This is a genomic window from Thalassospira permensis NBRC 106175, from assembly GCF_000714555.1.
Classification (GTDB): Bacteria; Pseudomonadota; Alphaproteobacteria; order Rhodospirillales; family Thalassospiraceae; genus Thalassospira; species Thalassospira xiamenensis.
In genome coordinates, this window is sequence record NZ_AUNC01000006.1 from 13,138 (window position 1) to 39,407 (window position 26,270).

At 53.9% G+C, this 26,270-nt stretch carries 22 protein-coding genes; 11 read left to right on the forward strand and 11 right to left on the reverse strand.

The window, feature by feature from the left end; translation table 11 throughout:
* The 5 genes from SMB34_RS04595 to SMB34_RS04615 form a co-directional block, all read right to left on the reverse strand.
* The gene (locus SMB34_RS04595) at positions 1 to 2,004 is read right to left on the reverse strand and encodes an acetyl/propionyl/methylcrotonyl-CoA carboxylase subunit alpha (protein WP_037988002.1); all 2,004 of its coding nucleotides are present in this window, start codon (positions 2,002 to 2,004) and stop codon (positions 1 to 3) included.
* 2 nt (positions 2,005 to 2,006) lie between these two features.
* On the reverse strand, positions 2,007 to 2,828 hold the full coding sequence (locus SMB34_RS04600; protein WP_037988004.1) for an enoyl-CoA hydratase/isomerase family protein: 822 nt from the start codon (positions 2,826 to 2,828) through the stop codon (positions 2,007 to 2,009).
* 7 nt (positions 2,829 to 2,835) lie between these two features.
* Positions 2,836 to 4,446 carry a carboxyl transferase domain-containing protein gene (locus SMB34_RS04605; RefSeq protein ID WP_037988006.1) on the reverse strand — a complete coding sequence of 537 codons (1,611 nt, stop codon included), beginning with the start codon at positions 4,444 to 4,446 and terminating at the stop codon, positions 2,836 to 2,838.
* 261 nt (positions 4,447 to 4,707) lie between these two features.
* Entirely contained in the window at positions 4,708 to 5,316 is a 609-nt protein-coding gene (locus SMB34_RS04610; protein WP_037988082.1) for a 2-hydroxychromene-2-carboxylate isomerase, read from the reverse strand.
* 126 nt (positions 5,317 to 5,442) lie between these two features.
* Entirely contained in the window at positions 5,443 to 5,916 is a 474-nt protein-coding gene (locus SMB34_RS04615) for an Lrp/AsnC ligand binding domain-containing protein (RefSeq protein ID WP_007090318.1), read from the reverse strand.
* 185 nt (positions 5,917 to 6,101) lie between these two features.
* Between SMB34_RS04615 and putA the strand changes: the two genes are divergently transcribed.
* The 3 genes from putA to SMB34_RS04630 all read left to right on the forward strand — a co-directional run bounded on the left by putA (position 6,102) and on the right by SMB34_RS04630 (position 11,196).
* Positions 6,102 to 9,911 (forward strand): bifunctional proline dehydrogenase/L-glutamate gamma-semialdehyde dehydrogenase PutA, encoded by a 3,810-nt coding sequence (gene putA, locus SMB34_RS04620; protein WP_037988007.1) that lies wholly within the window; start codon positions 6,102 to 6,104, stop codon positions 9,909 to 9,911.
* Positions 9,912 to 10,175: 264 nt separating this feature from the next.
* Positions 10,176 to 10,805, forward strand: a complete 630-nt coding sequence (locus tag SMB34_RS04625; RefSeq protein WP_037988008.1) for a BON domain-containing protein — start codon at positions 10,176 to 10,178, stop codon at positions 10,803 to 10,805.
* A gap of 157 nt (positions 10,806 to 10,962) precedes the next feature.
* Positions 10,963 to 11,196 (forward strand): (2Fe-2S)-binding protein, encoded by a 234-nt coding sequence (locus tag SMB34_RS04630; protein WP_037988009.1) that lies wholly within the window; start codon positions 10,963 to 10,965, stop codon positions 11,194 to 11,196.
* 109 nt (positions 11,197 to 11,305) lie between these two features.
* Here the strand turns inward: SMB34_RS04630 and SMB34_RS04635 are convergent, their stop codons facing one another.
* Positions 11,306 to 12,352 carry a Glu/Leu/Phe/Val dehydrogenase dimerization domain-containing protein gene (locus SMB34_RS04635; protein WP_007090315.1) on the reverse strand — a complete coding sequence of 349 codons (1,047 nt, stop codon included), beginning with the start codon at positions 12,350 to 12,352 and terminating at the stop codon, positions 11,306 to 11,308.
* Between the two features lie 576 nt (positions 12,353 to 12,928).
* Here SMB34_RS04635 and SMB34_RS04640 point away from each other — a divergent pair.
* Positions 12,929 to 13,162: a hypothetical protein gene (locus tag SMB34_RS04640; RefSeq protein ID WP_007090314.1), complete on the forward strand. Its 234-nt coding sequence runs from the start codon at positions 12,929 to 12,931 to the stop codon at positions 13,160 to 13,162.
* Between the two features lie 89 nt (positions 13,163 to 13,251).
* Here SMB34_RS04640 and SMB34_RS04645 read toward each other — a convergent pair whose 3' ends face one another.
* From SMB34_RS04645 to SMB34_RS04660, 4 genes are all read right to left on the reverse strand, one after another.
* Positions 13,252 to 13,845 carry a 2-hydroxychromene-2-carboxylate isomerase gene (locus SMB34_RS04645; protein ID WP_007090313.1) on the reverse strand — a complete coding sequence of 198 codons (594 nt, stop codon included), beginning with the start codon at positions 13,843 to 13,845 and terminating at the stop codon, positions 13,252 to 13,254.
* A 140-nt stretch (positions 13,846 to 13,985) separates the two neighbouring features.
* Positions 13,986 to 15,176 (reverse strand): hypothetical protein, encoded by a 1,191-nt coding sequence (locus SMB34_RS04650; protein ID WP_240478745.1) that lies wholly within the window; start codon positions 15,174 to 15,176, stop codon positions 13,986 to 13,988.
* A complete protein-coding gene (locus tag SMB34_RS04655; RefSeq protein ID WP_007090311.1) occupies positions 15,173 to 16,306 on the reverse strand; it encodes an NAD(P)/FAD-dependent oxidoreductase in 1,134 nt (377 codons plus the stop codon). Before SMB34_RS04655 ends, SMB34_RS04650 begins: the two co-directional genes overlap by 4 nt.
* Positions 16,307 to 16,327: 21 nt before the next feature.
* On the reverse strand, positions 16,328 to 17,362 hold the full coding sequence (locus SMB34_RS04660) for a hypothetical protein (RefSeq protein ID WP_233421760.1): 1,035 nt from the start codon (positions 17,360 to 17,362) through the stop codon (positions 16,328 to 16,330).
* 209 nt (positions 17,363 to 17,571) lie between these two features.
* Between SMB34_RS04660 and SMB34_RS04665 the strand changes: the two genes are divergently transcribed.
* The 6 genes from SMB34_RS04665 to pgmG all read left to right on the forward strand — a co-directional run bounded on the left by SMB34_RS04665 (position 17,572) and on the right by pgmG (position 23,912).
* Positions 17,572 to 18,471, forward strand: coding sequence for a division plane positioning ATPase MipZ (locus SMB34_RS04665; RefSeq protein WP_007090309.1), 900 nt, complete (start codon positions 17,572 to 17,574; stop codon positions 18,469 to 18,471).
* 52 nt (positions 18,472 to 18,523) lie between these two features.
* Positions 18,524 to 19,285, forward strand: coding sequence for a VWA domain-containing protein (locus SMB34_RS04670; RefSeq protein WP_240478746.1), 762 nt, complete (start codon positions 18,524 to 18,526; stop codon positions 19,283 to 19,285).
* Between the two features lie 98 nt (positions 19,286 to 19,383).
* Positions 19,384 to 20,094, forward strand: coding sequence for a DnaJ domain-containing protein (locus tag SMB34_RS04675; protein WP_007090307.1), 711 nt, complete (start codon positions 19,384 to 19,386; stop codon positions 20,092 to 20,094).
* A 114-nt stretch (positions 20,095 to 20,208) separates the two neighbouring features.
* Positions 20,209 to 21,096 carry a UTP--glucose-1-phosphate uridylyltransferase GalU gene (gene galU / locus SMB34_RS04680; protein WP_007090306.1) on the forward strand — a complete coding sequence of 296 codons (888 nt, stop codon included), beginning with the start codon at positions 20,209 to 20,211 and terminating at the stop codon, positions 21,094 to 21,096.
* A 74-nt stretch (positions 21,097 to 21,170) separates the two neighbouring features.
* A complete protein-coding gene (locus tag SMB34_RS04685) occupies positions 21,171 to 22,487 on the forward strand; it encodes a UDP-glucose dehydrogenase family protein (protein WP_007090305.1) in 1,317 nt (438 codons plus the stop codon).
* A 9-nt stretch (positions 22,488 to 22,496) separates the two neighbouring features.
* Positions 22,497 to 23,912 (forward strand): phosphoglucomutase/phosphomannomutase PgmG, encoded by a 1,416-nt coding sequence (gene pgmG / locus SMB34_RS04690; protein WP_037988015.1) that lies wholly within the window; start codon positions 22,497 to 22,499, stop codon positions 23,910 to 23,912.
* A 72-nt stretch (positions 23,913 to 23,984) separates the two neighbouring features.
* Here the strand turns inward: pgmG and SMB34_RS04695 are convergent, their stop codons facing one another.
* Positions 23,985 to 25,295 (reverse strand): D-alanyl-D-alanine carboxypeptidase, encoded by a 1,311-nt coding sequence (locus SMB34_RS04695; protein WP_240478747.1) that lies wholly within the window; start codon positions 25,293 to 25,295, stop codon positions 23,985 to 23,987.
* Positions 25,296 to 25,557: 262 nt separating this feature from the next.
* On the opposite strand from SMB34_RS04695, the gene SMB34_RS04700 reads away from it, so the two are divergent.
* Positions 25,558 to 26,220 (forward strand): hypothetical protein, encoded by a 663-nt coding sequence (locus tag SMB34_RS04700; RefSeq protein WP_037988017.1) that lies wholly within the window; start codon positions 25,558 to 25,560, stop codon positions 26,218 to 26,220.
* Positions 26,221 to 26,270: the final 50 nt, after the last annotated feature.

Here is a 26,270-nt window from a genome sequence, read left to right on the forward strand (position 1 = left end):
CTATTCGGCCTCCTCTATGGCGATCAATTCCGCGCCATCATCAACCTGATCGCCAACGGCAAAGAATATCTCGCGGACCGAGCCCGAAACCGGTGCTGAAATAGTGTGTTCCATTTTCATTGCTTCCATCACCACAAGCTTGTCGCCTGCGGCAACAGATTGCCCCGGTTCCGCCAGCACGGCAATGATTTTACCCGGCATCGGCGCTGTTAACCCGCCACCGGCACCTTCCTGCCCGCCTGCGGCGGCAACCGGATCAAAAATCTCCAACCGGTCGGAACGTCCATCGCGGAAGATCGTCAGTCGATTGCCATCGTGAAGGACACTTGCGCGTTTGCGCACCTGATCAAGTGTTGCATGAATGGTCCCATCACTGCCGAATTCGGCATGGGCCGTAACCGAATTGCCGTCAGGCATATCGATGACATAACCGTGCGTGCGGTAATGCACCCTGATTTTCAGTTCTGCACCGTCATGGCGCAGGATCAGATTATGGTGGTTGTCATCATTCATCCGCCATCCCGATGTGCTGTGCCACGGGGAATAGGGGTCGCTGCTTTGCGCCGCATGGCTTTTGGCCTCGGCATCGCGACGCATCAGAATATCAAGGGTGGCAAAGGCCAATGCGTCATTATCAGGCACCGCAGGGGCAGGGATCAGATCGTCAAGATACTGGCCGATGAAACCGGTTTCGACTTCGCCGCGTTCAAAGGCCGGATGACGCGCAATATTGGCAAGAAAACCGGTATTGGTTGTTACGCCGACAATCTGTACATCGTTAAGTGCGGTTGCCATCCGGCGCAGTGCCGATATGCGATCCGTATCCCAGGTGATCAGCTTTGCGATCATCGGGTCATAATGAATGGAAACCTCGCCGCCTTCGTAAACGCCGGTATCTACTCGCACGTGACCATTGGCTGCGGGCATGCGCATATGCACAAGTGTGCCGGTGGCGGGCAGGAAATCATTATGCGGGTCTTCGGCATACAGTCGGACTTCGAAGGCATGGCCGTTAATGGTCAGTTCTTCCTGTGCCTTGGGCAGCTTTTCACCGTCAGCAACACGCAATTGCCATTCGACAAGGTCCTCTCCGGTGATCATCTCGGTCACTGGATGTTCTACCTGAAGGCGTGTGTTCATTTCCATGAAATAGAATGCACCAGACGCATCTAGCAGGAATTCGACCGTACCAGCCCCCTGATAGCCAATCGCCTTTGCGGCATCAACGGCGGCCTTGCCCATCTGTGCCCGAAGATCTTCGGGCATGTTCGGGGCCGGGGCCTCTTCAATGACTTTCTGGTGGCGACGTTGCAGAGAACAGTCGCGTTCAAACAGATAAACCGCATTGCCATGACTATCGGCAAAGACCTGAATTTCAACATGGCGCGGCTTGACGATCAGCTTTTCAATCAGGCAATGATCGTCGCCAAAGCTGCTGGCGGCTTCTCGTTTGCAACTGACAAGGGCATCCTTGAAATCGGCGGGTTTTTCAACCGCCCGCATGCCTTTGCCGCCGCCGCCCGCCGATGCCTTGATCAGAACCGGATATCCGATCTTGTCTGCTTCTGCGGCCAGAAGATCCGGGTCCTGATCTTCGCCGTGATAACCGGGAACCAGCGGAACACCCGCCTTGCCCATGATTTTCTTGGCTTCGGATTTCGATCCCATCGCGCGGATCGCACTTGCCGGTGGGCCAACAAAGACACAGCCCGCTTTTTCAAGGGCATCTGCAAACCCTGCATTTTCCGACAGGAAACCATAACCCGGGTGAACCGCATCTGCCCCCGATTGTGCAATGACATCAAGCAAACGATCAACGCGCAAATAGCTGTCTTTCGGGGCTGGACCGCCGATGTGATAGGCCTCGTCGGCCCGTCGGACATGCAGGGCATTGGCATCCGCGTCGGAATAAACCGCGACGGTCTGGATGCCCATGCAGCGTGCGGTTTCAATCACGCGGCAGGCAATTTCACCACGGTTGGCGATCAGTATTTTGCGCAGCATGATTAATTCTCACTCCACTTCGCGGGGCGTTTTTCAAGAAATGCACTGACACCTTCACAGCCTTCGGAACTTGCGCGCTGATCGGCAATACGTCGTGCGGTATCGTCAAGGACATCATCGTCAATCGGTTTGTTGGCAACCGCATAAATCAGCGATTTTGCTGCATCCATGGCACCCGGGCCATTCGCCAGCAAAAGCTTTGCCATGGCGTCGCCACGCGCTATCAGATCGTCACCTGAAACAATTTCATGGACCAATCCGATGGCGTGGGCGGTCGCGGCGTCAAAACGCTCCGCTGTCATAAAATAACGACGGGCGTGCGAGACGCCAATGGCCTCAACCACATAGGGAGAAATAACCGCTGGGATCAGGCCCAGTTTGACCTCCGACAGGCAGAAACTGGCGCGATCAGACGCAATCACAATGTCACAACATGCTGCCAGCCCAACCCCACCACCAAAGGCCGCCCCGTTGATGAGCCCGATGGTTGGTTTTGACGCAAAGTTCAAAACCTTCATCAGTTTTGCAAGCTTGCGGGAATCTTCAAGATTTTCGTCATGGCTGTAACCGGCCATGCGCTTCATCCAATTCAGGTCGGCCCCGGCAGAAAAGCTTTTGCCAGCGCCGGACAGAATGATTACCCGCACAAGCGGATCGGCATTCAGCGATTCCAGCTTGGCCGTCAGATCGCCGATCAGGATATCGTCAAACGCGTTGTGGATTTCCGGACGGTTCAGCGTGATGCGGGCAACGCCCGATGCGCTGATCTGGCACATCACGGCATCGGTTGATGGATTGGTGTTATCGGTGTTTACATTGCTCATGCCAGCCTCACATCCGGAACACGCCAAAGCGCGTTTCCTCGACCGGTTTGTTAAGTGCTGCCGAAAGACCAAGCCCAAGAACCATGCGGGTATCGGCCGGATCAATCACCCCATCGTCCCAAAGTCGCGCAGACGCGTAATAGGGATGACCCTGTTCTTCGTACTGGTCGCGGATCGGGCCTTTGAAGGCTTCCTGTTCTTCTATGGGCCATGTTTCACCGCGCTTTTCTTGTGCATCTGCGCGGATTTGGGTCAAAACATTTGCCGCCTGTTCCCCGCCCATGACTGAAATTCTTGCATTTGGCCACATCCAAAGGAAGCGGGGGCTATAAGCACGGCCACACATGCCATAGTTGCCCGCACCAAATGATCCACCGATCAGGACGGTAAATTTGGGAACCTTGGCGGTCGCAACGGCGGTCACAAGCTTTGCACCATCCTTGGCAATGCCGCCACTTTCATATTTGCGCCCGATCATGAAACCGGTGATGTTTTGCAAGAACACGAGTGGAATACTGCGTTGGCAACAGAGTTCAATGAAGTGTGCACCTTTAAGTGCACTCTCGGAAAACAGGATGCCGTTATTGGCAATGATCCCGACCGGATAGCCGAAAATGCGGGCAAAGCCGGTAACCAGTGTTGTACCATACTGGGCCTTGAACTCGTCAAAGTCTGATCCGTCTACGATGCGGGCAATGACTTCGCGCACGTCATAGGGTTTCTTGGAATCGCTTGGAATAACGCCATAAATTTCGCGCGGGTCATAGGCGGGGTCGCGCGGGGTGGTCAGGGTCAAACCGGGATTTTTCGTCCAGTTCAGGTTCTTGACGATATTGCGCGCAATCGACAATGCGTGGGCATCGTCCTGTGCATAGTGATCGGTCACGCCCGATGTCTTGCAATGAACATCGGCACCGCCAAGGTCCTCGGCCGAGACAACTTCGCCGGTTGCGGCCTTCACCAGGGGTGGGCCTCCCAAAAAGATCGTGCCCTGTTTACGAACGATAATGCTTTCATCGGACATGGCCGGTACATAGGCGCCACCCGCCGTACAGGACCCCATGACAACCGCGATTTGCGGAATGCCCTTTGATGACATGGTTGCCTGATTGAAAAAGATGCGGCCGAAATGGTCGCGATCCGGGAAAACATCATCCTGCCGTGGCAGGTTCGCCCCGCCGCTATCGACCAGATAAATGCAGGGCAGATTGTTTTCGAGCGCGATTTCCTGCGCGCGAAGATGCTTCTTCACCGTCATCGGATAATAGGAGCCGCCTTTGACCGTGGCATCATTAGCAACGATGACGCATTCAACGCCTGAAACCCGACCAATCCCGGTGATGATGCCCGCAGCAGGAACGTCTTCATCCTCATACATGCCATAGGCGGCAAGCTGTGACAGTTCAAGGAACGGGGACCCGATATCCAGCAATTGACGGATACGTTCACGGGGCAGAAGTTTGCCGCGCCCTGTGTGCCGGTCGCGCGCGCGTTCACCGCCGCCAAGTTTGATCTGCGTGATCTGATCACGAAGATCGGCAACCAGTTTTTCCATCTGTTCGGCATTGTTGCGGAAATCTTCCGAGCGGGGATTTATCGCAGATTTCAGAACCGTCATCGTCAATTGACACCGTTTGTTGCCGGGGCTGTTTATGCAAGGAAACGGCCCCGTGGTGAATGGCGTTTATGACTGCTGTTATGGTGGAAGTTTACGTAAACGTCAAGATTAAATAGGTAATCCAGTACCGAATTTACGTATATCAAAAATGGACAGTATACTGGGATCGCGAAATGATATTTCGAGTGAGGGAAAGTGTCGCAAAATTCGTATATATTTTAATTGGTTATGGATTTTCGATGGGCACGTTTTCTGATCGGATCAGTCGTCGATCTGCTTGCGCAGTTTGATCCAGCGTTCAAGATGTTCAAGCCGGTCATTGCCAAAAAATGCCTCGTCTTCATAGAAAAAGAACGGCGACCCGAAGGCACCGCGTGCGATGGCTTCGTCGGTAACTTCGCGGACGTGTTGTTTCCATTTCGGATTTTCGACGGCTGCGCGGATTTCTCCGGCATTGATGGAGTGCCGGGTGGCTGTGGCAAAGACAACTTCCGGGTCCGACATATCAAGCCCGTCGGCAAAATATCCGCGATAGACATCCTTGGCGAACTTGATCGCCAATGCGGGCTTGGTTGATGCAATCCAGTAATAGGCGCGGGTCGGGACCAGTGCGGCATAGGGGAATTTTTCGGGGATGCAGAACGGCGTGTTCTGCATCTTTGCACAGCGTTCCATGTCGTGCCTGAAATAGTCGCCGCGGATTGGCTGGTCCAGCAGCGGGCTTTGTCCGGTTTGCTTGAAGGCTGCCCCGATCATGAATGGATACCAATTGACCGTAACGCCGGTTCTGGTCTCAAAGGCCTCTATGCGTTCCGCCGCAAGGTAACCGTAAGGTGACGAGAAATCGAAATAGAAAGTGACTTCCGACATGTTGTGGGGCCCGTAAATAATGACGCGAAACTGTGTGCCACGTTGCGATACCGGCAAAGCCATCGGCAGGATGGCTTGGTCATAGTGTGCCACTAAGCATTTGTATTGCAATCAAAATGATGGAATTTACGGGATCGTTATGCCGGGGCGGACTTTTACTTCTTCCATGACGACATATGTATGAGTCTGGCTCACGCCCTGAACCGAAGACAGGCGTTCAAGGAATTCACGATAGGCATACATATCAGCAACCCGCAGTTTCATCAGGTAATCAAAACCACCTGCTACCATGTGGCATTCTTCGATTTCCGGCAATTTGCGGATCGCGGTTGCGAAAACGTCAAACACGTCCGGGGTTGTTCGATCAAGCGTGATTTCGACGAAAACCACCAGCGACTGGTTAAGCTTACGGGGATCGAGCAGGGCCATATAGCCGGTGATGAAGCCGTGTTGTTCAAGACGACGGACACGTTCAAGGCAAGGTGTCGGGCTAAGATTGACGCGGCGTGACAGTTCGACATTCGACATGCGTCCGTCGTTTTGAAGTTCGCGCAGGATCTGTTTGTCGATCTTGTCCAGGCTTTTATGATTCTTCTGCATTTCTATCTATTAACCAGTGATAATGACTGCACTAAAAGTTTTTCTGTGGATGATATATCGTATTTTTAGCGAAAATGGCAGCACATTTTTTGAGTGCATATATATTGTCTGTGGCCACATGAGGAGAAAGCTCTGCGTTCCCATAAGGAACCGGAGGATCGCATTTGCAGGGAGAAGCCATCGCCATGTTTCGCATTGATATGCCCCAGGCTAACGAAATCCGCGCCAAAATTCGCGAAACCTACCGCACTGACGAAGATGCCGTTGTCGAGCGCATGATCAATGCCGCCCGACTGGCACCCGAGCAGTCAGCCCGTGTTCAGGATCGCGCCTATCAGTTGGTCGCCCGTGTCCGCAAAGCCGACAATGGCAAAAGCGGCATCGATGCACTGCTTCATGAATATGAGCTATCCAGCAAGGAAGGCGTCATCCTGATGTGCCTTGCAGAGGCACTTTTGCGCGTTCCCGATGCGGTGACCGCTGATAAACTTATTCAGGACAAGCTGTTTGACGCCAACTGGCAAAGCCATCTGGGCCATTCCGACAGCTTCTTTGTCAATGCATCGACCTGGGGGCTGATGCTGACGGGGAAGGTGATCAAGTTCGGCAAGGCGGAAAAGGCCGATCCGGGCGCATTGCTTAAGCGCATGATCGCACGTTCGGGTGAACCGGTCATCCGTAAGGCATTCAACCATGCCATGCGCATTATGGGGCGTCAGTTCGTTATGGGCCGCACAATCGCAGAGGCCGCCGAACGGGCAAAAGCAAACGAAGAAAAAGGCTATCGTTATTCCTATGACATGCTGGGCGAGGCCGCCCGCACCATGGAAGATGCTGATCGCTATTTCAAATCCTATGTTGATGCGATCAACGATATTGGCAAGGTCGCCAATAACCGTGGCCCGATCAACAGCCCGGGTATTTCGGTAAAACTTTCCGCGATCCATCCGCGTTACGATTTCGCCAATTATGACCGTGTCATGAATGAACTTGTGCCGCGCCTCAAACAGCTTGCGCTACTGGCCAAGAAATATGACATCGGTTTCACCGTCGATGCCGAGGAATCCAACCGCCTGGACCTGTCACTTGATGTGATCGGGGCGGTCTTTGCCGACCCTGATCTTGATGGCTGGGAAGGCTATGGTTTGGCGGTGCAGGCCTATCAAAAACGGGCGTATCACGTGCTTGAATGGCTTGCCGACCTGTCGGTCAAGGTTGGCCGCAAAATGATGGTGCGCCTTGTCAAAGGGGCCTATTGGGATACCGAAGTCAAAAACAGTCAGGAAAACGGATTCGAAGGTTATCCGGTCTTTACCCGCAAGGCAGCAACCGATGTTTCCTATCTGGCGTGCGCGCGTTTCATGCTGTCGCGTCGTGATGCATTTTATTGCCAGTTCGCCAGCCACAATGCCCACACGGTGGCATCGGTTCTGGAAATGGCCGGCAATGACCGGACATTTGAATTCCAGCGGCTGCACGGCATGGGCGAAGCCCTTTACGAACAGATCGTCGATAGAAACGGTGAAAACGTGCCGTGCCGTGTTTATGCACCGGTTGGCACCCACGAGGATTTGCTGGCCTATCTCGTCCGCCGTTTGCTTGAAAATGGTGCCAATACCAGCTTTGTAAACCGCATTCAGGACGAGCAGCTCCCGATTGAGGAAATGATTGCCGACCCGGTGGAAAAGATGGCCGCCCTGCCACGCAAGGCCCATCCGAAAATTCCGGCACCGATTGATCTTTATGGTGTGGGGCGCGTCAATTCCAAGGGCATTGATCTGACCGATACGACCAAGCTTCTGCCGCTGGCGGAAAAGTTGGCCTCGATTCAGGGTAAAATCTGGCATGCTGCGCCGCTGATTGATGGCAAGCTTGTCTCTGGCGAGGCTATTGATGTCCTCAATCCGTCAAACCGGAACGAAAAAGTCGGCGAACTGGTTCAGGCCGGTGAAGCCGATGTCGAGGCCGCGATTGTTGCCGCCGCCAAAGGTTATGAAATCTGGAACAAGACCGCGGCGACTGAGCGTGCCGCGTGCCTGCGCCGTCTTGGTGATCTTCTTGAAGACAACATGGACGAATTCATCGCGCTCTGTCAGCGCGAAGCAGGAAAGCTCTATTCCGACGGTGTTGCCGAAGTACGCGAAGCTGTCGATTTCTGCCGTTATTATGCCAACAGGGCAGAAGAAAGCTTCCGCGAGGGCAGCATCCTTGAAGGGCGCGGCATTTTCGTCTGCATCAGTCCGTGGAACTTCCCGCTTGCGATTTTCCTGGGCCAGGTCAGTGCTGCACTTGCCGCCGGGAATGCCGTGATTGCCAAACCGGCCGAACAGACGTCGCTTGTCGCGGCTAAGGCCGCCGAACTTATTCTTGCTGCGGGCGTGCCGGGGGCGGCATTCACGCTGTTGCCGGGGCCGGGCCGGGGGATTGGCAACATCCTGATCAATGACCCGCGTATTGCGGGGGTGGCATTTACCGGTTCGACTGAAACGGCGCAGGTCATAAATCAGGCGCTGGCAAAGCGCCCGGGTGTTCCGTTGCCTTTGATCGCCGAAACCGGTGGCCAGAATGCGATGATTGTCGATTCAACCGCATTGCCGGAACAGGTTGTTCAGGATGCGATCATTTCCGGATTCCAGTCCGCCGGGCAGCGTTGCTCGGCCCTGCGCGTCCTGTTCGTTCAGGAAGACATCGCCGATAAACTTTGCCACATGCTGGTCGGGGCGATGAAGGAACTGCGCGTTGGTGACCCGAAATTCCTTGATATCGACGTCGGACCGGTGATTGACGAAAAATCGCGCAAAACCCTTGTCGCGCATGCCGAACGCATGACCAAGGAAGCCAAGCTGCTGCATGCCTGTGACATCTTGCCCGAATGCAAGGACGGCACGTTCTTTGCCCCTCATTGCTTCGAAATTCCGTCGCTTGATGTTCTTGAACGTGAGGTGTTTGGCCCGGTTGTTCACGTTGTTCGCTACAAGGCGCGCGATCTGGACAAGGTTCTCGATCAGATCAATGCGTCCGGTTATGGCCTGACCATGGGCATCCATTCGCGTATCGACAGCACCGTGCGCCAGATTTCGCAAAAGCTGCGTGTTGGCAACTGCTATGTGAACCGCAACATGATTGGGGCTGTTGTTGGCGTGCAGCCGTTCGGCGGTCAGGGTAAATCTGGTACCGGCCCGAAAGCAGGCGGTCCGCACTATGTCGAACGCTTTGCCAAGCCGGTGACTGAAGCCGGTCAAAAGGCCGCTGGTAGTGCTGCCATTGCCGATGACCGTTCGCCAATCGTGATCAAGGCATCGCTGGCAGACGAGGAATACCGCTTCCTGCAGGCAGCACAGGTCAAATGGCAGGCGACGGATGGCAATGAACGTGTTCGTCTTCTGGAAAATTTCGCGACCAAACTGGCAGCCGCCCCGGTCAGCGAATTGTCGGAAAATGCCGAACTGATCGCGAATTTTGCCGCAATTTCGGAAAACGGCTTTGTTGCGCCGACCCGGATGCCCGGGCCGACCGGTGAAACCAACGACCTTTATATGCTGGGACGTGGTGTCTATCTGGTTCAGGCCGAAAAGGATGCCGAGCCATCCCGGATTATCCGTCATATCGCCGCAGCCCTTGCTGCGGGCAATGCGGTAATTGTGGCAGGCGATCAGAAATGGCTTGGTGATCTTCCGGTATTTGCGCTCGAAGCAGGCCTCCCGATAAAGCTTATCGGCGTTGTGTCATCTAAGGTCGGCGTTGCCGTGATGTATGATGGCGATGTCGCCGGTGTATCCTGTATTGCGCCCCTTGATCGTGTAACGGCGTTCAAGCAGCTTCTGGCAAAACGTGACGGCGCGATCCTGTCGCTGATTTCCGATAGCGGTGCTGACGATGACGGTGCGTTGCCTGACGAAACATTCCTGCATCGTTTTGCGACCGAAAAAACCATTACCATCAATACGACGGCGGCGGGCGGTAACGCGTCGCTGATGTCGATGGAAGAAAACTGATCTTACGGATCGCTATATCCGTCACCAGAGACCGGGGCGATATACCCCGGTCTTTTTCTTTGGGGGGCGATATTGTGCCTTTGTGTTGCGACGAAACATGCCCAGGCAATTGTGCGCGGGCTTTTTTTCGTCATAATCGCCTGCCACAAGATGTGCCGGAACCACGGGCAGTTCAGGGCGTTAAAGCTTTATTGCGATCTGCTGTATTAGTGGTTCGAAAGAATTTGGATATGTCGATCCATCGGCATGAGAAGGAGCTCAAAGATGATCACGATTTCCCGAGGCTGGCGCAACGCGATGAAGGCTGTTTCGGTATGTGCCTTGCTGGCGACGCCGCTTGCGGCCTGTGAGCCGTTACAGATGCCGCTGGAAGACCGGACCGGGAATGACCAGTGGCTTGATACCCAGATCAAGTCAGGCATCCTTGGCGAGTTCTCTAAGGTAGACCATACCTACCTTATCGACGTGAATGTCGATATCTGGAAACAGCAGGTGATGGTCACCGGCATGGTCGATTCCAAAGGCAAATATTTTGATGTGATGTCGCTGGTCAAACAGGACAGCCGCATCAAGACTGTCTATGACCATCTTGAAGTCGCCGATGCGGCAACCATCGAGGCCTATCACAAGGCAGAAGACGAATATGGCAAAAATGCCGTGCCGGCGGATTCGGCGACCCAGACAGGTTCAGACGTTTGGATCGAAAGCCAGATCAAGGCATTGTTATTGGCCGAAAAAGGTGTCAGTTCGGTGAACTACCGTTGGCAGTCCGTGAACAATATCGTCTACATCATGGGGGATGCCCAAAGCAGCGAAGAGCTCGACAAAGTGCTGTCAATCGTTCGTCGTATCAAGGGTGTCAAGCGCGTCGTCAGCCATATCGCAACTGTCTGATCACCTTGTGATTAAAAGATTTTCTCGCGATCCCCTGCAAATCTGCCAGTTTGCGGGGGATCTTTTTTTATCTGCGTGTTGCAAAAGTGTTTGAAAACTATTCGCATGTGGATTACAGGTAGGTTGCTGTCATTAATAACTGATTGCAATTACGCCGATGTATGTTTGCATTTGTAACGCCATAAAAGAACGCGATGTTCGTCGTGCCGCAGAGGAAGGTGGTGCAACGCGCCCTGCGGACGTATTCCGTTTTCATGGCTGTGCCCCGCAATGCGGGAAATGCGCCTGCCACATGCGTGCGGAATTGCTTCAGGCGAAAACATGCGGCAATTGCGATTGCGATGATGCGGCCGCTGTCACCGCAAATGTGGCTCCGATTGCCGCCGAATAAGCTCCAATATAGATCGGGAAATTTTGATGAAGCCTCCGCAAGCGGGGGCTTTGTTGTTTTCAGACCCGGAAACCTGCCTGCGTTCCGGGAATGCAGGCAGGTTTGAAAATCAGCGCTTCCCGAACCGTTCCTCGGCCAGGCGGTCCGCAACAAAACCGGTCGACAGGTTTTGGCGGTCTGCACGTTCAAAGATTTCGCGCACGGTGGCGGCGATACCTTCGATATGCTTGTTGGTTTCGCTCACCGGCCTGCCTTCGCGGCAATAATAGACTTCGACAACGCCACCCGCATTGATCACATAATCCGGCGCATAAAGAATGCCCGCCTCGCGCAGCATTTCGCCGTCTCGGTCGGCTTCAAGCTGGTTGTTAGCGGCACCGGCAATGATGCGGGCGCGGATTTTATCGATGCTGCGGTCGTTAACGACACCCCCCAACGCGCAGGGGGCCAGAATATCGGCATCAATGAACAGGATTTCGTCGGTTGAAACCGCAGTAGCGCCGAATTCTTCGACCGCCCGGTTAACGCTGTTGGCATTCAGGTCCGACACAACCAGTCGTGCACCCGCCGAATGCAGCATGCGACACAGGTGATAGCCGACATTGCCAAGCCCCTGAACGGCAACGCGTAACCCCGCAAGATCGTCATGACCGTTTTTAAAGCGAACCGCTTCTTTCAGGCCGATAAAAACGCCGTAGGCGGTGAAGGGGGATGGATCACCGGTCCGTGCTGGATCTTTGCCGTCATTAATACCACCGACATGCTTGGTCTGGCTGGCGATCTGTTCCATGTCAGCCGGACTGGTGCCAACATCTTCGGCGACGATGTAGCGACCGCCAACCCGTTCAACAGCCCGACCTACTGCGCGAAACAGCTCGGGCGTTTTCTGACTGCGCGGATCACCGATAATAACCGATTTGCCGCCACCAAGCGGCAGGTTTGCAAGCGCTGATTTATAGGTCATGCCACGGGACAGTCGCAGCACATCGTGAATGGCTTCCTGTTCCGACGCATAAGGCCACATACGGCATCCGCCCAGCGACGGGCCAAGATTGGTATTGTGCACGGCAATAATGGCCTTGAGGCCGGTGTCGGGATCACTGGCGAAAACAACCTGTTCATGGCCGTCAAATGCGGTGTCGGAAAAAACGTTCATCCTGGTGTCGCCTCCTGGCGCAAGCTCGTTATTCTGCAAGGGTCGGTCCCTTGGTTATTCCTTTATGTTTGATGCTTCGGGCTTCTGATCAATTTCAAAATCACCTTTGGGTTAAAAAAGACCGTTTCGGTAAAACGCGCGACAAAAGATGGAATTTTGTGATCGTGAGGAGGGTGCTTTGAAATAATCTTTCGCGTACTGAAATGCGTATTTTGCGATTTATGGTTATCTTGTGCATTTGTCGTTGCGCGTCGCGATCCCGTTTTTGTTGTTCAAACGGCGCTTGAAAGGTCGAAATCCAGACATAAGGATAAACTGAAAGAGACAAGTTGCGCTGCGATAGGAATTCGTGCTGCACCGCAGAATTACGCCATTTTGGACCCAGCCATGCAAAACCGTCACACTTCAATCCGGATCAATTCATTTAAATATGGAATCCAGCCGGATGATTTACGGCTCGTTAAGCCACTTGTTCCACACTCGTGGTTGGGCGTTTCATGTTTATGAAATTCCCGGTTCAGGACACAGGCGGCGTCGGGCGGGCGCCGCAGGCAAAAGTAAGGAGACCGGGTGGACATGTCTGCTTTCACAGACCCACGCCAAACCGTTTATCAGGTTGAACTGCACAACCAGGCCGTTCGTGAATGCGTCAAAGAGAATCGTTCCCACGAGGTTTTTGATGATCGCTGGGCCGATGTGCAGACCCACGAAGTTGCTGCCAAGGACGAATACAAGGCACTTGCCATGATCGAAAACACCTATCCGTCTTGCGACGGTTTTGTTGTCGATCACGTCAAACGCCGTGACTAACCGGCACAACGGGATTTCCGGCCAGCGGCCAAAACAACAAGGGCGGGTTTCAACCCGCCCTTGTTGTTTTCTGTTATGACCGGAATGCTTTACTTCGCAAGTGCGCGATCAAGAAAATCGAGCCGGTCCTGTCCCCAGAACATTTCGCCATTGGCAAAATATGTTGGAACGCCAAAGATATTGTCTGCTTTTGCAGCTTCGCTGTTGGCATCATAAATTTTGGCAATCGCCGGATAATCGGCATGTTCGATGTATTCGCCCGACAATCCGTTCGTCACAAGCGCCTCGCGGACGACTTGTGGCTCGGCAATATTGCGATCTCGAAGCCAGACATCCCCCATCAGCGTATGGATCAGTCCGGTCGGGTCCTTGCCTTCGTCCTGAACCGCGATAATGGTGCGCGCGGCCAGTGTTTCGTCCACCGGAAACGCGGCAGGGTTCAGATTGACCGGAATGTTCAAAAAGTCTGCCCAGCGCTTCATTTCGACCATGCGATATTCCTGGCGCGGTTTGGGGCGTTGCGCCAAGGGAACACCGCCGCCATGTTGCCAGACATCCGCTGCCCGGCATGGCTTATGGATGATCGGTGTATCATGTTTGCGTGCGATTTCGACAACGCGGTTGAACCCGAAGAACGACCAGGGGGACTGAACAAAGAAATAATGGATGATGGGCGTAGACATTCAAAACCTCCGGGGGCTGCCTGTCAGCGGCATATTGTTTTGGAATGATGCAAGATTGCCCGATCTGCTCTGTCACCGTCAAATGGTCTGACGGCATATCCCGGATTTGTGATGAATTCGCAGGTGGCCATGATCAGGATCTAGTAATCCAGCCACCAGCTATATTCATTCAGCCCGCCCAGCACCACACCATCAAACCCAAGCTTCATGATACCGCCCAGATAGCTGTTTTCGCTGCCGAACAGAATATTCTGCCATGCCTGTGACCAGTAATAGACATGGTGTTCCTGCCCCCAGCGCGCATCAAGGTTGCCTTCGCCGATGAATTCAGGGCTGCCCGCACGCCAGTTATTCTGCCAGTAGTAGCGATATGTTTCAGCCGTTCCGATATTCAGATAGGCAAGGATGGTGCGCGGCGTGCCGACTTTTTTATAACGCAGACGCTTCATGTCGTCATAGGTCAGCGGGATCGTGCCGCGATGGAACGGATCAATGATCAGGACATCGTAATTGGTGTCGATCATTGCGTCGATAAACGCGTCCTTGGTTCCATAAGGTGAGCTGTCGAGCACGATCGCGTAATTTTTGGCTTCGCGAATATTATCGATGATATGCGGGTTCGCGCCAATTGGTGTGCGCGGTACCTTCGCCAATGTCGAAAGCTGCTTATCGGGCGGCGGAGCCGCGTAATAAAGTGCGTTAAGGTCCCGCAACTTCTGGCGTGCGGCCTGCTGTGCATCGCTTTTATCGGTGTAGTCCAGCGCGAAATATTCAAGCCCGGATGATTTCAGACGATCCAGATAGCCAAGGATATATTTGGTTTCCTCGCTATCTGTGGGCTCGCCATATTTATCGAAACCGTAAAACGGGGCTTCGATCATGATACCGTCAAGCGCACGCAGATAATTGCGTGCAGGCTCTGCCGTCCCGCGCGATGCAAACAGCGTGGTTTCAAGATATTCCGTCAGTTCCAGACCATTAAGGGCAATGATCGAAAAATCGCTGCGATAGGATTTCGCCCACCGGCTAAGCTGAATGACGAAATTTCGCATTTCATCGGCAAACTGAACATCCGGCTTTTCCGTTCCGGTTGCCTCGCTTCGCTTGCTCGGTGAACTAAGACTGTTGGGGGGCGGAACGAAAGGCTCCAACTGCTGGGCGTTTACCGGAGCTGTCAACGTGACAGGCGCGCAAAGGCTGCCAACTACCAAACCAAAGGCGACAAGGCTGCGTTTCCAGCGAAATCTGCTTTGCGGATTGCTGGTCAATTTGCCCGAAACTTTTCCCCGGCTCAAATCGCGTACTTTTTGCCAGTTTGCTTCTGCCATCATGACGCTGCCTTTGCCTGCGGTCGTGAAAGGACATTTTCGACATGGTCCGCTATTGCAAGGCATGCCGTCAATCCCGGTGATTCAATGCCATAGAGTATCACCAGACCATCAATGCCATGGGCTTCGCGATCCGAAATCAGAAAGTCGCGGGCGGCTTCGCCCGGTGCCTGAATTTTTGGTCGGACGCCGGCATAACCGGTTTGAAGGGCATTTTCGTCCAGTGCCGGATAGTATTTGCGAATGGCAGCTGCAAATCCCGCACGTTTTTCTTCGGGCACGTCATAGTTCGGTTCTTCAACCCAGGTCACATCCGGGCCAAAACGCGCCTGTCCCCCCAGATCAAGGGTCAGATGAATGCCAAGCCCCGCCTGTTCGGGGGCCGGATAAATCAGGGTGGAGAAGGGGGCCTTGCCCGAAAGCGTGAAATAGCATCCGCGTGCATAATGCTGTGGCGGAATGCTCTGGTCTGGCAGGCCGGTAAAATTATGCGCCAATGTCTGACTATGCAGGCCCCCGGCGATCAGAAGCTCGGCACAGGTCAGGCTCATTTCCTGACCGTCGCGGTCACGCGTTTCGATGGCAAAAATGCCATTTTCAAATTTCGCGGCCACAACATCGGTATTAAGTGCCAAAGTTGCCCCGTTTGCCTCTGCCTCGCCCAATAGGGTCACCATCAGCTGATGGGAATCAACAATGCCGGTTGACGGACTTTCAAGGGCTGCCACGCAATTCAGGGCCGGTTCGCGCGCAATCGCGTCATGTCCGTCAAGCCAGACAAGGTCATGGATCCCATTTTCATGTGCCCGTTTTTCAATGTCGCGCAGGGCGGGTATCTGATCGTCGTGGGTTGCGACAATCAGTTTGCCGGTTCGTTTATGATCAATGCCGTTTTCTGCGCAATAGCGATACAGCATATCGCGTCCTGCCACGCAGAACCTCGCCTTCAGACTGTTTTTCGGATAGTAAATGCCGGCATGGATGACTTCGCTATTGCGTGCGCTGGTCTCGGTTCCGATTGCATCGTGACGTTCGATAATCAGAACTTCCCGGCCGGCTTTGGCCAAGGCGCGTGCGCAGGCAAGGCCGACAACGCCGGCGCCGATAATGACGGTTTGAATATCGGTGGTCATGTTGAAAAAATTGTCCGGGGCTTAAGAGTTGATCTGACGGAAATAAACGGCCTGGCCCTGATTGTCCTGACCTTCGCCGGTCACACTGCCGGGGTCTTCGCTTGTGTAATGGCCACGTGCAGATGCCCCGTCGTCACAGAACACATACCAGCTGCCAAACGGCAATGTGTTGCTTTGATAAGCGCCGCCATCATGCCGCCATATGCCTTCACAATGGCGAAGGTCACTATCAATAATCATCGTGCCTTCGCCGGAGGGCTGATCAAATTTCAGCATTCCCTGTCCGCGTGATCCTTGCCAGTTGGTGCTGATCGGTAATCCTTCGGACGGTGTGTCTGTCGTATTGCTATCTGGAAGTGCCGCTGGTGACGGTGTTTCGACAACTTCCGGGGTTACTTGCGTTGACGGGATCACGACACCGTCGGGAAGCTGCACGTCAAACCGTGCAAAGAAATTAGCCCCGAACAGCTGGGCATCAACCGCATCAAGCTGTTTAGGCGGGGCTGTGAAATCTGTCATGGTCTGGCGCGCGACCGGGTCACAATAGTAACCAAGCAGGCGACTGCCACGCACCGTTGGTTTATCCGGGTTCCATTGACCGACAAACGACACGCATTGTGAACCGGCGCGAATGAAGGGGGTCATTGCAATCGGCCCGTATCGGGTATCTTGCATGAAATTCATGCCATTGGTGGTACTTCGTCCGCGTAATCCGTCAAACATCTCCAAAAGCTGTTCGGACGACATTTCATTGTTAAAGGCAAAGCCCGGGGCGGAAGTCGAAAAAACGCTTTCAACAAACAGATCATCGCTTGCGCCTTTGATACTGCCTTCCGCCGCAGGCGACAGCCAGCGACCAACAAAAACGGTGCTGTTTTCGCGATATTGGCGCAGAAAGACCGTTGTAACCGGTATATCGGATTTAAGTGAAAGCGGGCTCTGATCCGCTGGAATCTGCTCAAACCCGCCAACATCCTGCGCGTTCGCAGACGACATTCCGGTCATCATCAAAGTGCCGGCAATTACGCCACCCCAAAGGGCCCCCCGATTGGTCACTTTGCGTCCTTCCTTCATGTTATTGCTGGTGAAATCATTTTTCCCTACTCCTATCTTTACCTGTACGGTGATAGATTGGCTAGGGGCCAGTAGACAACTTGCCTTCAATGAAATTCTTTGTTCTTGATTTTTACGGGCAAAGACGCTCATTGGAAGCAGGGTTTCGGCCCTGGGGACAGAAAATTGCCTGAATAACGGAGCAAACTTCAATGACGGTGCACGAGACCAGCGCAACCGGGGAAAGCGCAGGCCAGCAGATCGCTACCGCCAAGCAGCCAGGCGCGAAGCGCGCCCATGTGATCGTGATTGGCAACGAAAAAGGTGGATCCGGAAAGTCGACAACGGCGATGCATTTGATCGTATCGTTGATGAAAATGGGATTTTCCGTTGGTTCGCTCGATATTGACGCCCGTCAGGGGACACTGACCCGATATGTTGAAAACCGGATTTCATTTAACGAACAGAAAAAGCTGAAACTGCCTGTTCCGGATCATCGTCCGATTTACCGCAGCGAGCTTGATGATGGCAATGCCGCCAAGCTTGACGAGCGGGAGCGTTTCACCAATGCCCTTGGCGAACTGGTGATGGGCTGCAATTTTGTGGTGATGGATTGCCCGGGCAGTGACAATTACCTGTCGCGTCTTGCGCATTCCTGCGCCGATACGCTGGTAACCCCGATTAATGACAGCTATATTGATCTTGATATGCTCGCCCGGATCGATCCGGACACCCTTGATATCAAAGGACCCAGTATCTATGCCGAAATGGTCTGGGATGCACGTAAACGCCGTGCAGCGGTAGATGGCGGTACGATTGACTGGATCGTCATGCGTAATCGTCTGTCACACCTTGATGCACGCAACAAACGTGATATCGCCGAAATCGTCGACAAGCTGGCAGCGCGTATCCGGTTCCGTGTGGCGCCCGGCTTTGGCGAACGCGTGATCTACCGGGAATTGTTCCTGAAAGGTCTGACCCTGCTTGACCTTCGCGAGAAGGGGGTAGGAATCCCGCTTAGCATGTCGCACATGGCAGCCCGGCAGGAAGTTCGTGCGTTGCTTGAAATAATCGGCTTCACACCGGCAGATGGCGAAGAGTTGCCGATCTGATATAAGCGCCCCTATATCAGGGTGATAGTGCCCTGAAAAATGGTTGGTGGCCGTGCCCGGAAACAAATCGACACCCGAAACAAAAGCCAAACAGCAAAGCCATGTTGCGTCTGATGTCTCAAACCATACAGACGTGACCGCCTTTGTGAAGCAGGCGCGCACTTTGGCGGCTGTTGCACCGGCTTCTGGGCCTGCGCAGGGGCGTTTGATCTTTGCGATGGATGCAACGGCCAGCCGTCAGCCAAGCTGGGACAGTGCTGCGGTTCTGCAGGCTGAAATGTTTGATGCCGTCGCAGGCATTGGCAGCACACTGGATATTCAGCTTGTTTTCTTCCGTGGTATTTCGGAATGCAAGGCCAGTGCCTGGTATCGGGATGCGGCAAGGTTGCGTGACTCCATGACAAAAGTCACCTGTCGTGCGGGGCATACACAGCTTGCCCGGGTGCTTGGCCATGTTGAAAGTCAGGCGAAGGATAAAAAGATCAACGCCTTGATTTATGTCGGGGATTGCCTCGAGGAAGATATCTATAATCTTGCCGGGCTGGCGGGGCAGCTGGCGTTAAAGGGGATCAAGGCATTCATGTTTCAGGAAGGATATGACGTGAAAGCCGAGACTGCCTTCCGCGAAATTGCCCGGATCACCGGTGGTGCTTTTGCCCGTTTTGATGCCAGCGCAGCAGACCGTTTACGCGATTTGCTTGGCGCGGTTGCAAGTTATGCGGTTGGCGGGATCAACGCGCTCGAGGAATACGGCCATAAAACATCATCGCAGGATGTCAAACTGCTGGGCTCCCAACTGCGGAAACCCCGATAATGCAATGGTTCTTGTTGGGGATAGGGCTTTTCGTTGCTGCCGGATTTATCATCAGATGGTTATCGTCAGCCGAGCCAAAGCACGTCAGAAAGATCGGGATGTGGGTCGCCGTTCTGTCGCTGGGCGTGCTGGCAGCGTGGTTGCTTCTGACCGGAAAGCTTGCGGCCATGGTTGCCGCCCTTGTTGCTGCCATACCCTTCCTCTCTAGAATCCTCAAAATTGGCTTATTGTGGCCATTATTGCGCAGGATGTTCGGTTTTGCCCGCTCTGGCGGCGGCAGGCCTTCCGGGCGTGCGTCTGCCGGTTCAGGACGGGTATCGGAGATAAAAACGGATTATCTGCGCATGTATCTTGATCACGACAGCGGTCAACTGGCTGGCACAATCGTGCGCGGCTCGATGATTGGGCGGGATCTGGATACGCTCGGGGTTGACGAGATGCGCGTGCTTTATGTTGAATGTTGCGGCGCACAAGATCAAAGCCAGACTGTTCTGGAAACCTATCTGGAACGCCGACCGGATTGTTCAGGATGGCAGAACTGGCAGGCGTCCCGGGATGAAAATGATAATGGAAACGGCCGTGCCGGAAACGATTACGAGCAAGCTGACAGTGGATTTCGCAGCGGAGAGATGAATGCAGGTGAGGCCCGAAGAATCCTTGGTGTTTCCGAACAGGCGACCCGCGAGGAGATTAATCGGGCCTATCAGGTCCTGATCAAGGCAGTTCACCCGGATCATGGCGGATCAGATTATCTTGCATCCAAAATCAATGCGGCCCGGAGCCTCCTGTTACAGCTTTTTAAAGATTGAACTGAACAAACAGCGCACTCGCTTGATCCGCGTTCTTGAAATGTGGCAGAAGCATAAGATTGGCCGAATGCGAATGAGGCGGGTATGACGCGGTCAAAACAGAGGAAAAAAGGCATGTCGAAGCGAATCAAAAAGGCTGTATTCCCGGTTGCGGGTATGGGAACCCGTTTTTTGCCAGCAACCAAGGCAATGCCTAAGGAAATGCTGCCAGTGGTAGACAAGCCGCTTATTCAATATGCTGTTGAAGAGGCAATCGCGGCGGGCATCGAAGAATTCATCTTCGTAACCGGTCGTGGCAAAACCGCAATCGAAGACCATTTCGACCGTTCTGCCGAACTCGAAGCGATCCTGATGGAGCGCGGCAAACATGATGCGCTTGAAACCTCGCTTGCGATGATCCCGGAAAATGGTCGTGTGACCTATACCCGTCAGGGCAATCCTCTGGGGCTTGGTCATGCCGTATTGTGCGCCAAATCTCTTGTCGGTGACGAGCCATTCGTCGTTCTTCTGGCCGATGACCTGATCCAGTCAAAAGTGCCTTGCATGAAGCAGATGGTCGAAAGCTATGGCCGGACGGGTGGCAATATGGTTGCCGTTATGGACGTCCCGCGCGAGGAAACCCAGCGTTACGGCGTGCTTGAAGTCGAAGGCACCAATGGCCGACTGGTCAGCGCCTGCGGCATGGTTGAAAAGCCCAAGCCCGAAGACGCGCCATCGACCTTGTCGGCGATTGGCCGCTACATCCTTGATCCGGGTATCTTTGAAGTCCTTGAGAATATTCCGCGCGGTGCGGGCAATGAAATCCAGCTTACGGATGCGCTTGCGGCCATGATTGGAAAAGTTCCGTTTTACGGCTATCGCTTCGAAGGCCGTCGTTTTGACTGCGGCAACAAGATCGGTTTCCTGAAGGCCACCATGTCTTTCGCGCTGGCACGCGAAGACATGCGTGATGACGTTCGCAATCTTATTCACGAATTCGCCGCCGGCGAAGCTGCGGAATAATAGAATTCACTTAATGTATTTTGGCAGGAGCCGGGACAGACTCCTGCCGAAACATCGACTGGGGTTATGTATTAATGCGTATAGCAATGATTGGGACCGGATATGTGGGCCTAGTTTCTGGTGCCTGCTTCTCGGAATTTGGCACTGACGTTATCTGTGTTGATAAGGACGAAGCAAAGATTGCCCGTCTTGAAGACGGCATCATGCCGATCTACGAACCGGGCCTTGATGTTCTTGTTGAAAATAACGTCAAGGCGGGGCGTCTGACATTCACGACCGACCTTAAGGAAGGCGTGAAAGGTGCCGAGGCGATCTTTATTGCCGTTGGCACGCCGACCCGTCGTGGTGATGGTCACGCCGATCTCAGCTACGTTTATGCCGCAGCCGAAGAAATTGCAGACGCAATGGAAGGCTTTACCGTCATCGTGACCAAATCGACCGTACCGGTCGGCACGGGGCGCGAAGTCGAACGCATTATTCGTGAACGGCGACCGGATGCGGAATTTGCGGTGGTTTCCAACCCCGAATTCCTGCGCGAAGGGTCCGCAATTGGTGATTTCATGCGGCCGGATCGTGTTGTGATCGGAACGACCGACGAACGCGCCCGTGACGTGATGCGTGATCTTTATCGTCCGCTTTATCTGATTGAAACACCGATTGTCTTCACCTCGCGCGAAACGTCGGAAATGATCAAATACGCGGCCAATACCTTCCTTGCAGCCAAAATCACCTTCATCAACGAAATCGCCGATCTTTGTGAAAAGGTTGGTGCCGACGTTCATGATGTTGCGCGCGGTATCGGGCTTGACGGACGTATCGGAAAGAAATTCCTGCATCCCGGGCCGGGTTATGGCGGGTCATGCTTCCCGAAAGATACTTTGGCGCTGGTACGCACCGCACAGGAACATAACAGCCCGCTGCGCATTATTGAAACTGTGGTCGATGTAAATGCGCAGCGCAAAAAGGCCATGGCTGATCGCATCATTTCGGCCTGTGGTGGCTCGGTTTCGGGCAAAACCATCGGTATCCTCGGGCTGGCGTTCAAACCTAATACCGATGATATGCGCGATGCGCCAAGCCTTGATATCGTGCCAGCCCTGATTGCGGCGGGCGCAACGGTCAAGGCCTATGACCCGGAAGCCATGACAGAAGCAAAAAAGCTTCTTGAAGACATAATTTATTGCGATACCGCCTTTGACACCCTTGAAGGTGCCGATGCGATGGTGGTTCTGACCGAATGGAACGAGTTCCGCGGGATGGATCTGGATCGCATCAAATCTGCGCTGAAACACCCGATCGTGGTGGATTTGCGAAATGTATATGACCCCGGCGAGATGGCAGAACAGGGTTTCAGCTATTCCTGCATCGGGCGTGGATCAATCGGAGGCTAAGTTAGAACTATGACCATCTCTGCCGGACACAATTTTGATCCTTCCGTGCTGCGCGAATATGATGTGCGCGGTATCGTGGGCAAAACCCTGCATGCGGTCGATGCGCTTGCTCTTGGCAAGGCATTCGGTACGAAAGTGCGCCAGTCTGGCGGAAAACGGGTTGCCGTTGGCCGGGACGGACGGCTGAGTTCGCCCGAACTGGCAAGTGCGCTTGTCGAAGGGATCGTTTCGACCGGTTGTGATGTTGTCCGGATCGGGCGTGGGCCAACTCCGATGCTCTATTTCACGGTTTATGACCAGAAAACCGATGCTGGCATCATGGTCACCGGGTCGCACAACCCGTCTGACTATAACGGCTTCAAGATGCTCAATGCCGGAAAGTCGGTGTTTGGCGAAGCCATTCAGGAGCTGGGCCGTATTGCTGCATCGGGTGATTTCGAAACCGGTACTGGTTCGGTTACCGACATTGATATCGAAGACCACTATGTCGAACGGTTGCTGACCGAACTTGATTGTGATGTTGCCAAGCCGATGACGATTGTATGGGACTGCGGCAATGGTGCCGCAGGCGATGTGGTTCGCAAACTGACTGCAAAGCTTCCGGGCAACCACCACCTGCTGTTTGACGAGATCGATGGCACTTTCCCAAATCATCACCCGGACCCGACGGTCGAGGCCAATCTGGTCGATCTCAAGGCCAAGGTGGCATCGCTGAATGCCGACTGGGGTGTTGCCTTTGACGGCGATGGTGATCGTATCGGTGTTGTTGACGGGCAGGGACGTGTCTTGTGGGGCGATCAGCTGCTGCAGATTTATGCTGCCGACGTTCTCGGGCGTCTGCCGGGAGCATCGATCATTGCCGATGTCAAAGCCAGCCAGACGCTGTTTGACGAGGTCACCCGTCTTGGCGGCAATGCCATCATGTGGAAAACCGGCCATTCGCTGATCAAGACCAAAATGGTTGAGTCAAAGGCACCGATTGCCGGTGAAATGAGCGGTCATATCTTCTTTGCCGAACGCTACTATGGCTATGACGATGCAATGTATGCCGCGGTCCGGCTGTATCGCATTCTGGTTCAGAGTGGCAAAAGCCTTGATGACTGGCGTGATGCGATGCCGGTGGCCGTTAATACCCCGGAAACCCGCATCGACTGCCCGGATGACCGCAAGTTCGCCCTGATCGAAGAAGTACGTGGTCGTTTGTCCGAAGCTGGTGCTGAAGTCAGTGGAATTGATGGTGTGCGTGTCAGCACGGATGACGGCTGGTGGTTGCTGCGTGCTTCCAATACCCAGCCTGCGATCGTGGCCCGTTGCGAGGCCGCTGATGAAAGCGGTTTGTTGCGGTTGAAAGCACAGGTAACCGCACAGCTGCAAAAAAGCGGTCTGACTTCGAATGATTTCTTTGCACCCGGTGGCGGTCACTAGGCCGTTTTCTGGAAGGTACAAAAAAGCCCGCTGAATTGCTTCAGCGGGCTTTTTTGATTTGAGGCAGGCTGTTTACCCGGCATCACCGGCATTAACCGGGATACAGGCGACCTTTTCCTTGCGCAGCGCAGCACAGGCACTGCGTGCTTCCTGTTCACCACCAAACCCAAGCAGGCGGGCACGATAAACAACACCCGATCCGTTGCTTTGCTGCTCGACAGCGGCACGGGTCAGCCGAAGGACTTCCGGCGCTGTGCGTGCTGCGGCAAGGACGGCTTCCTGTGCACGACGCTGATCGCTGAACGCGCCAACCTGAATGCCCCATCCGCCGGTTTCCGGCGACAGGCGGGCGACAACGGTTTCGGTATCAATGCGGCCGGGCTGTTCGACTTCATTGGCGTTGTTCTGCTTGGCCATCAGAAGCTGGGTATCAGCCGGAAGAATTTTGCCATCCGGGCTGATGCGCGGACGTGGCGCGATGATTTCGCCGTCTTTTTTCAGTTCAAGATAGGCCTGATCAAGAAGCTTTTTCATCTGGTCATCGCGTGACCGCGCTGTCCGGCCACCAAAGACAACGCCGATCAAACGGCGACCATTGCGGTTGACCGATGCGACAAGGTTAAAGCCCGACGCATTGATATAGCCGGTCTTGATGCCGTCCGTGCCGTAATAGGACGCCAGAAGATTGTTATGGTTGCCATAGGTGCGCTTACCATAGCGGAACTTCTGGGTGCTGAAATAATGGTAGTAGTTGCCGTAATCCTTGCGCAGCGAAACCGCAAGCCGGATCATATCGCGGGCTGTGGTCAACTGGCCACGGTTCGGAAGGCCTGATGCATTGCGAAAGGTGGTGTTCTTCATGCCGATCTGGCGCGCTTTCGCGGTCATCATCTGCGCGAATTTCACCTCGGTTCCGCCAAGATGCTCGGCGACCACAACGGCAATGTCGTTTGCCGATTTCGTAACGAGTGCCAGAATGGCATCCTCGACCGAAATCTTTTCACCAGGCTGAAGGCCTAATTTCGAAGGGGCCTGTCCCCAGGCGCGTTTGGAAACTTCCATACGTGTCGAAAGCGATACCTTACCGGAATCCAGCGCATCAAACAGCATGTAAAGCGTCATGATCTTGGTCAGTGACGCAGGGTAAACTTTGTGGTCGGCGCGATATTCATGAAGGACATCGCCGGTTTCGGCGTCGATAACCATCGCTGTATAGGTGCGCGCCATTGCTGCCGGTGTTGTGAATACAACAGCAGCGATGATCAGCAGCATCACGGACAGGACGCAGTAAATCCTGCGACCCTGCGATTGCCACATCGGTCGACTTTGATCAGTACTAACGGTGGCCATCGCTTTTGGCCCAAGACGGGTCTTAAAACGCATTTGACGGGCTCGGCTTTACGGTGATCCCCAAGACGAAATATGGTCAGTGTCTCATCGCGGCATTAAAAAAATGCTTAACGCTTGTTCAGATAATCTGAGTTGCCGCCTTGTTGCGGTCTCATTTTTTCGTCAGACTCAATTTATATCCGCCAGAAGGTTAAAAATCGAGGATCGAATGCGTAAAAAAATAATGTCTGTTGTCAGTAACATAAGAACAAAATCATCAATTTTAAGTGGTGGCGCACTGTGTGCCGCAGGTTTGATGGCGCTTTCTGCATGCAGTTTTACCGGTACAAGCGATATCGAAAATCCACTGGTGCGCAAGGGTAGCTGGTTCTCGTTTATCAATGCGGATGACATTCGAACCGCATGTTCTGCCGGGGATGCAGAAGGACGGATTCGCATCGTCTATAATGCTGATTATTATAAAGAAACGCGCAGTTACGACCTTATTCCCAGGAACGGTGCAGAGCAGTTTGAGATGGTGTCGCGGATATTTGGTCCGCTTGACGTAAGCGAGGTCAATGTTGAGGTCACAGCCCCCCTTGGTGCTTTCGGCGGGACGGAATCGCGGGAAACCCTGTCGCGCGGACAATATCTTGCACTGACCGATGCGCTTCAGGCCGATGGTTTCGGATATCAAAGCCGCGACGGATTGCGCCTGCATTCTGACGATTATTACTGGGTTGCGATTGGCTGTTCATCGCAAAGCATCACGCTTGCCGCCTGGACATCTACCAAGGATGATCTGCGCGCTTTGACTTTCCCGAATGTGCTCGAAAACCTGTCAGGTTTGGAAAAAACACTTCCACAGCCGCCAGCTTTCGGTGCGCCAAAGCAGCCTGATCCGTTTTTCAGCAAGAATGACAAGAAAGCCGAGTCTCGCCATTTCTATCGCACCGTGCGCGGAAATCAGCTGAAATAAGCTGATCCGTTTCAGGAATCTTCGATGAAAATGGCACGGTATAACCCGTG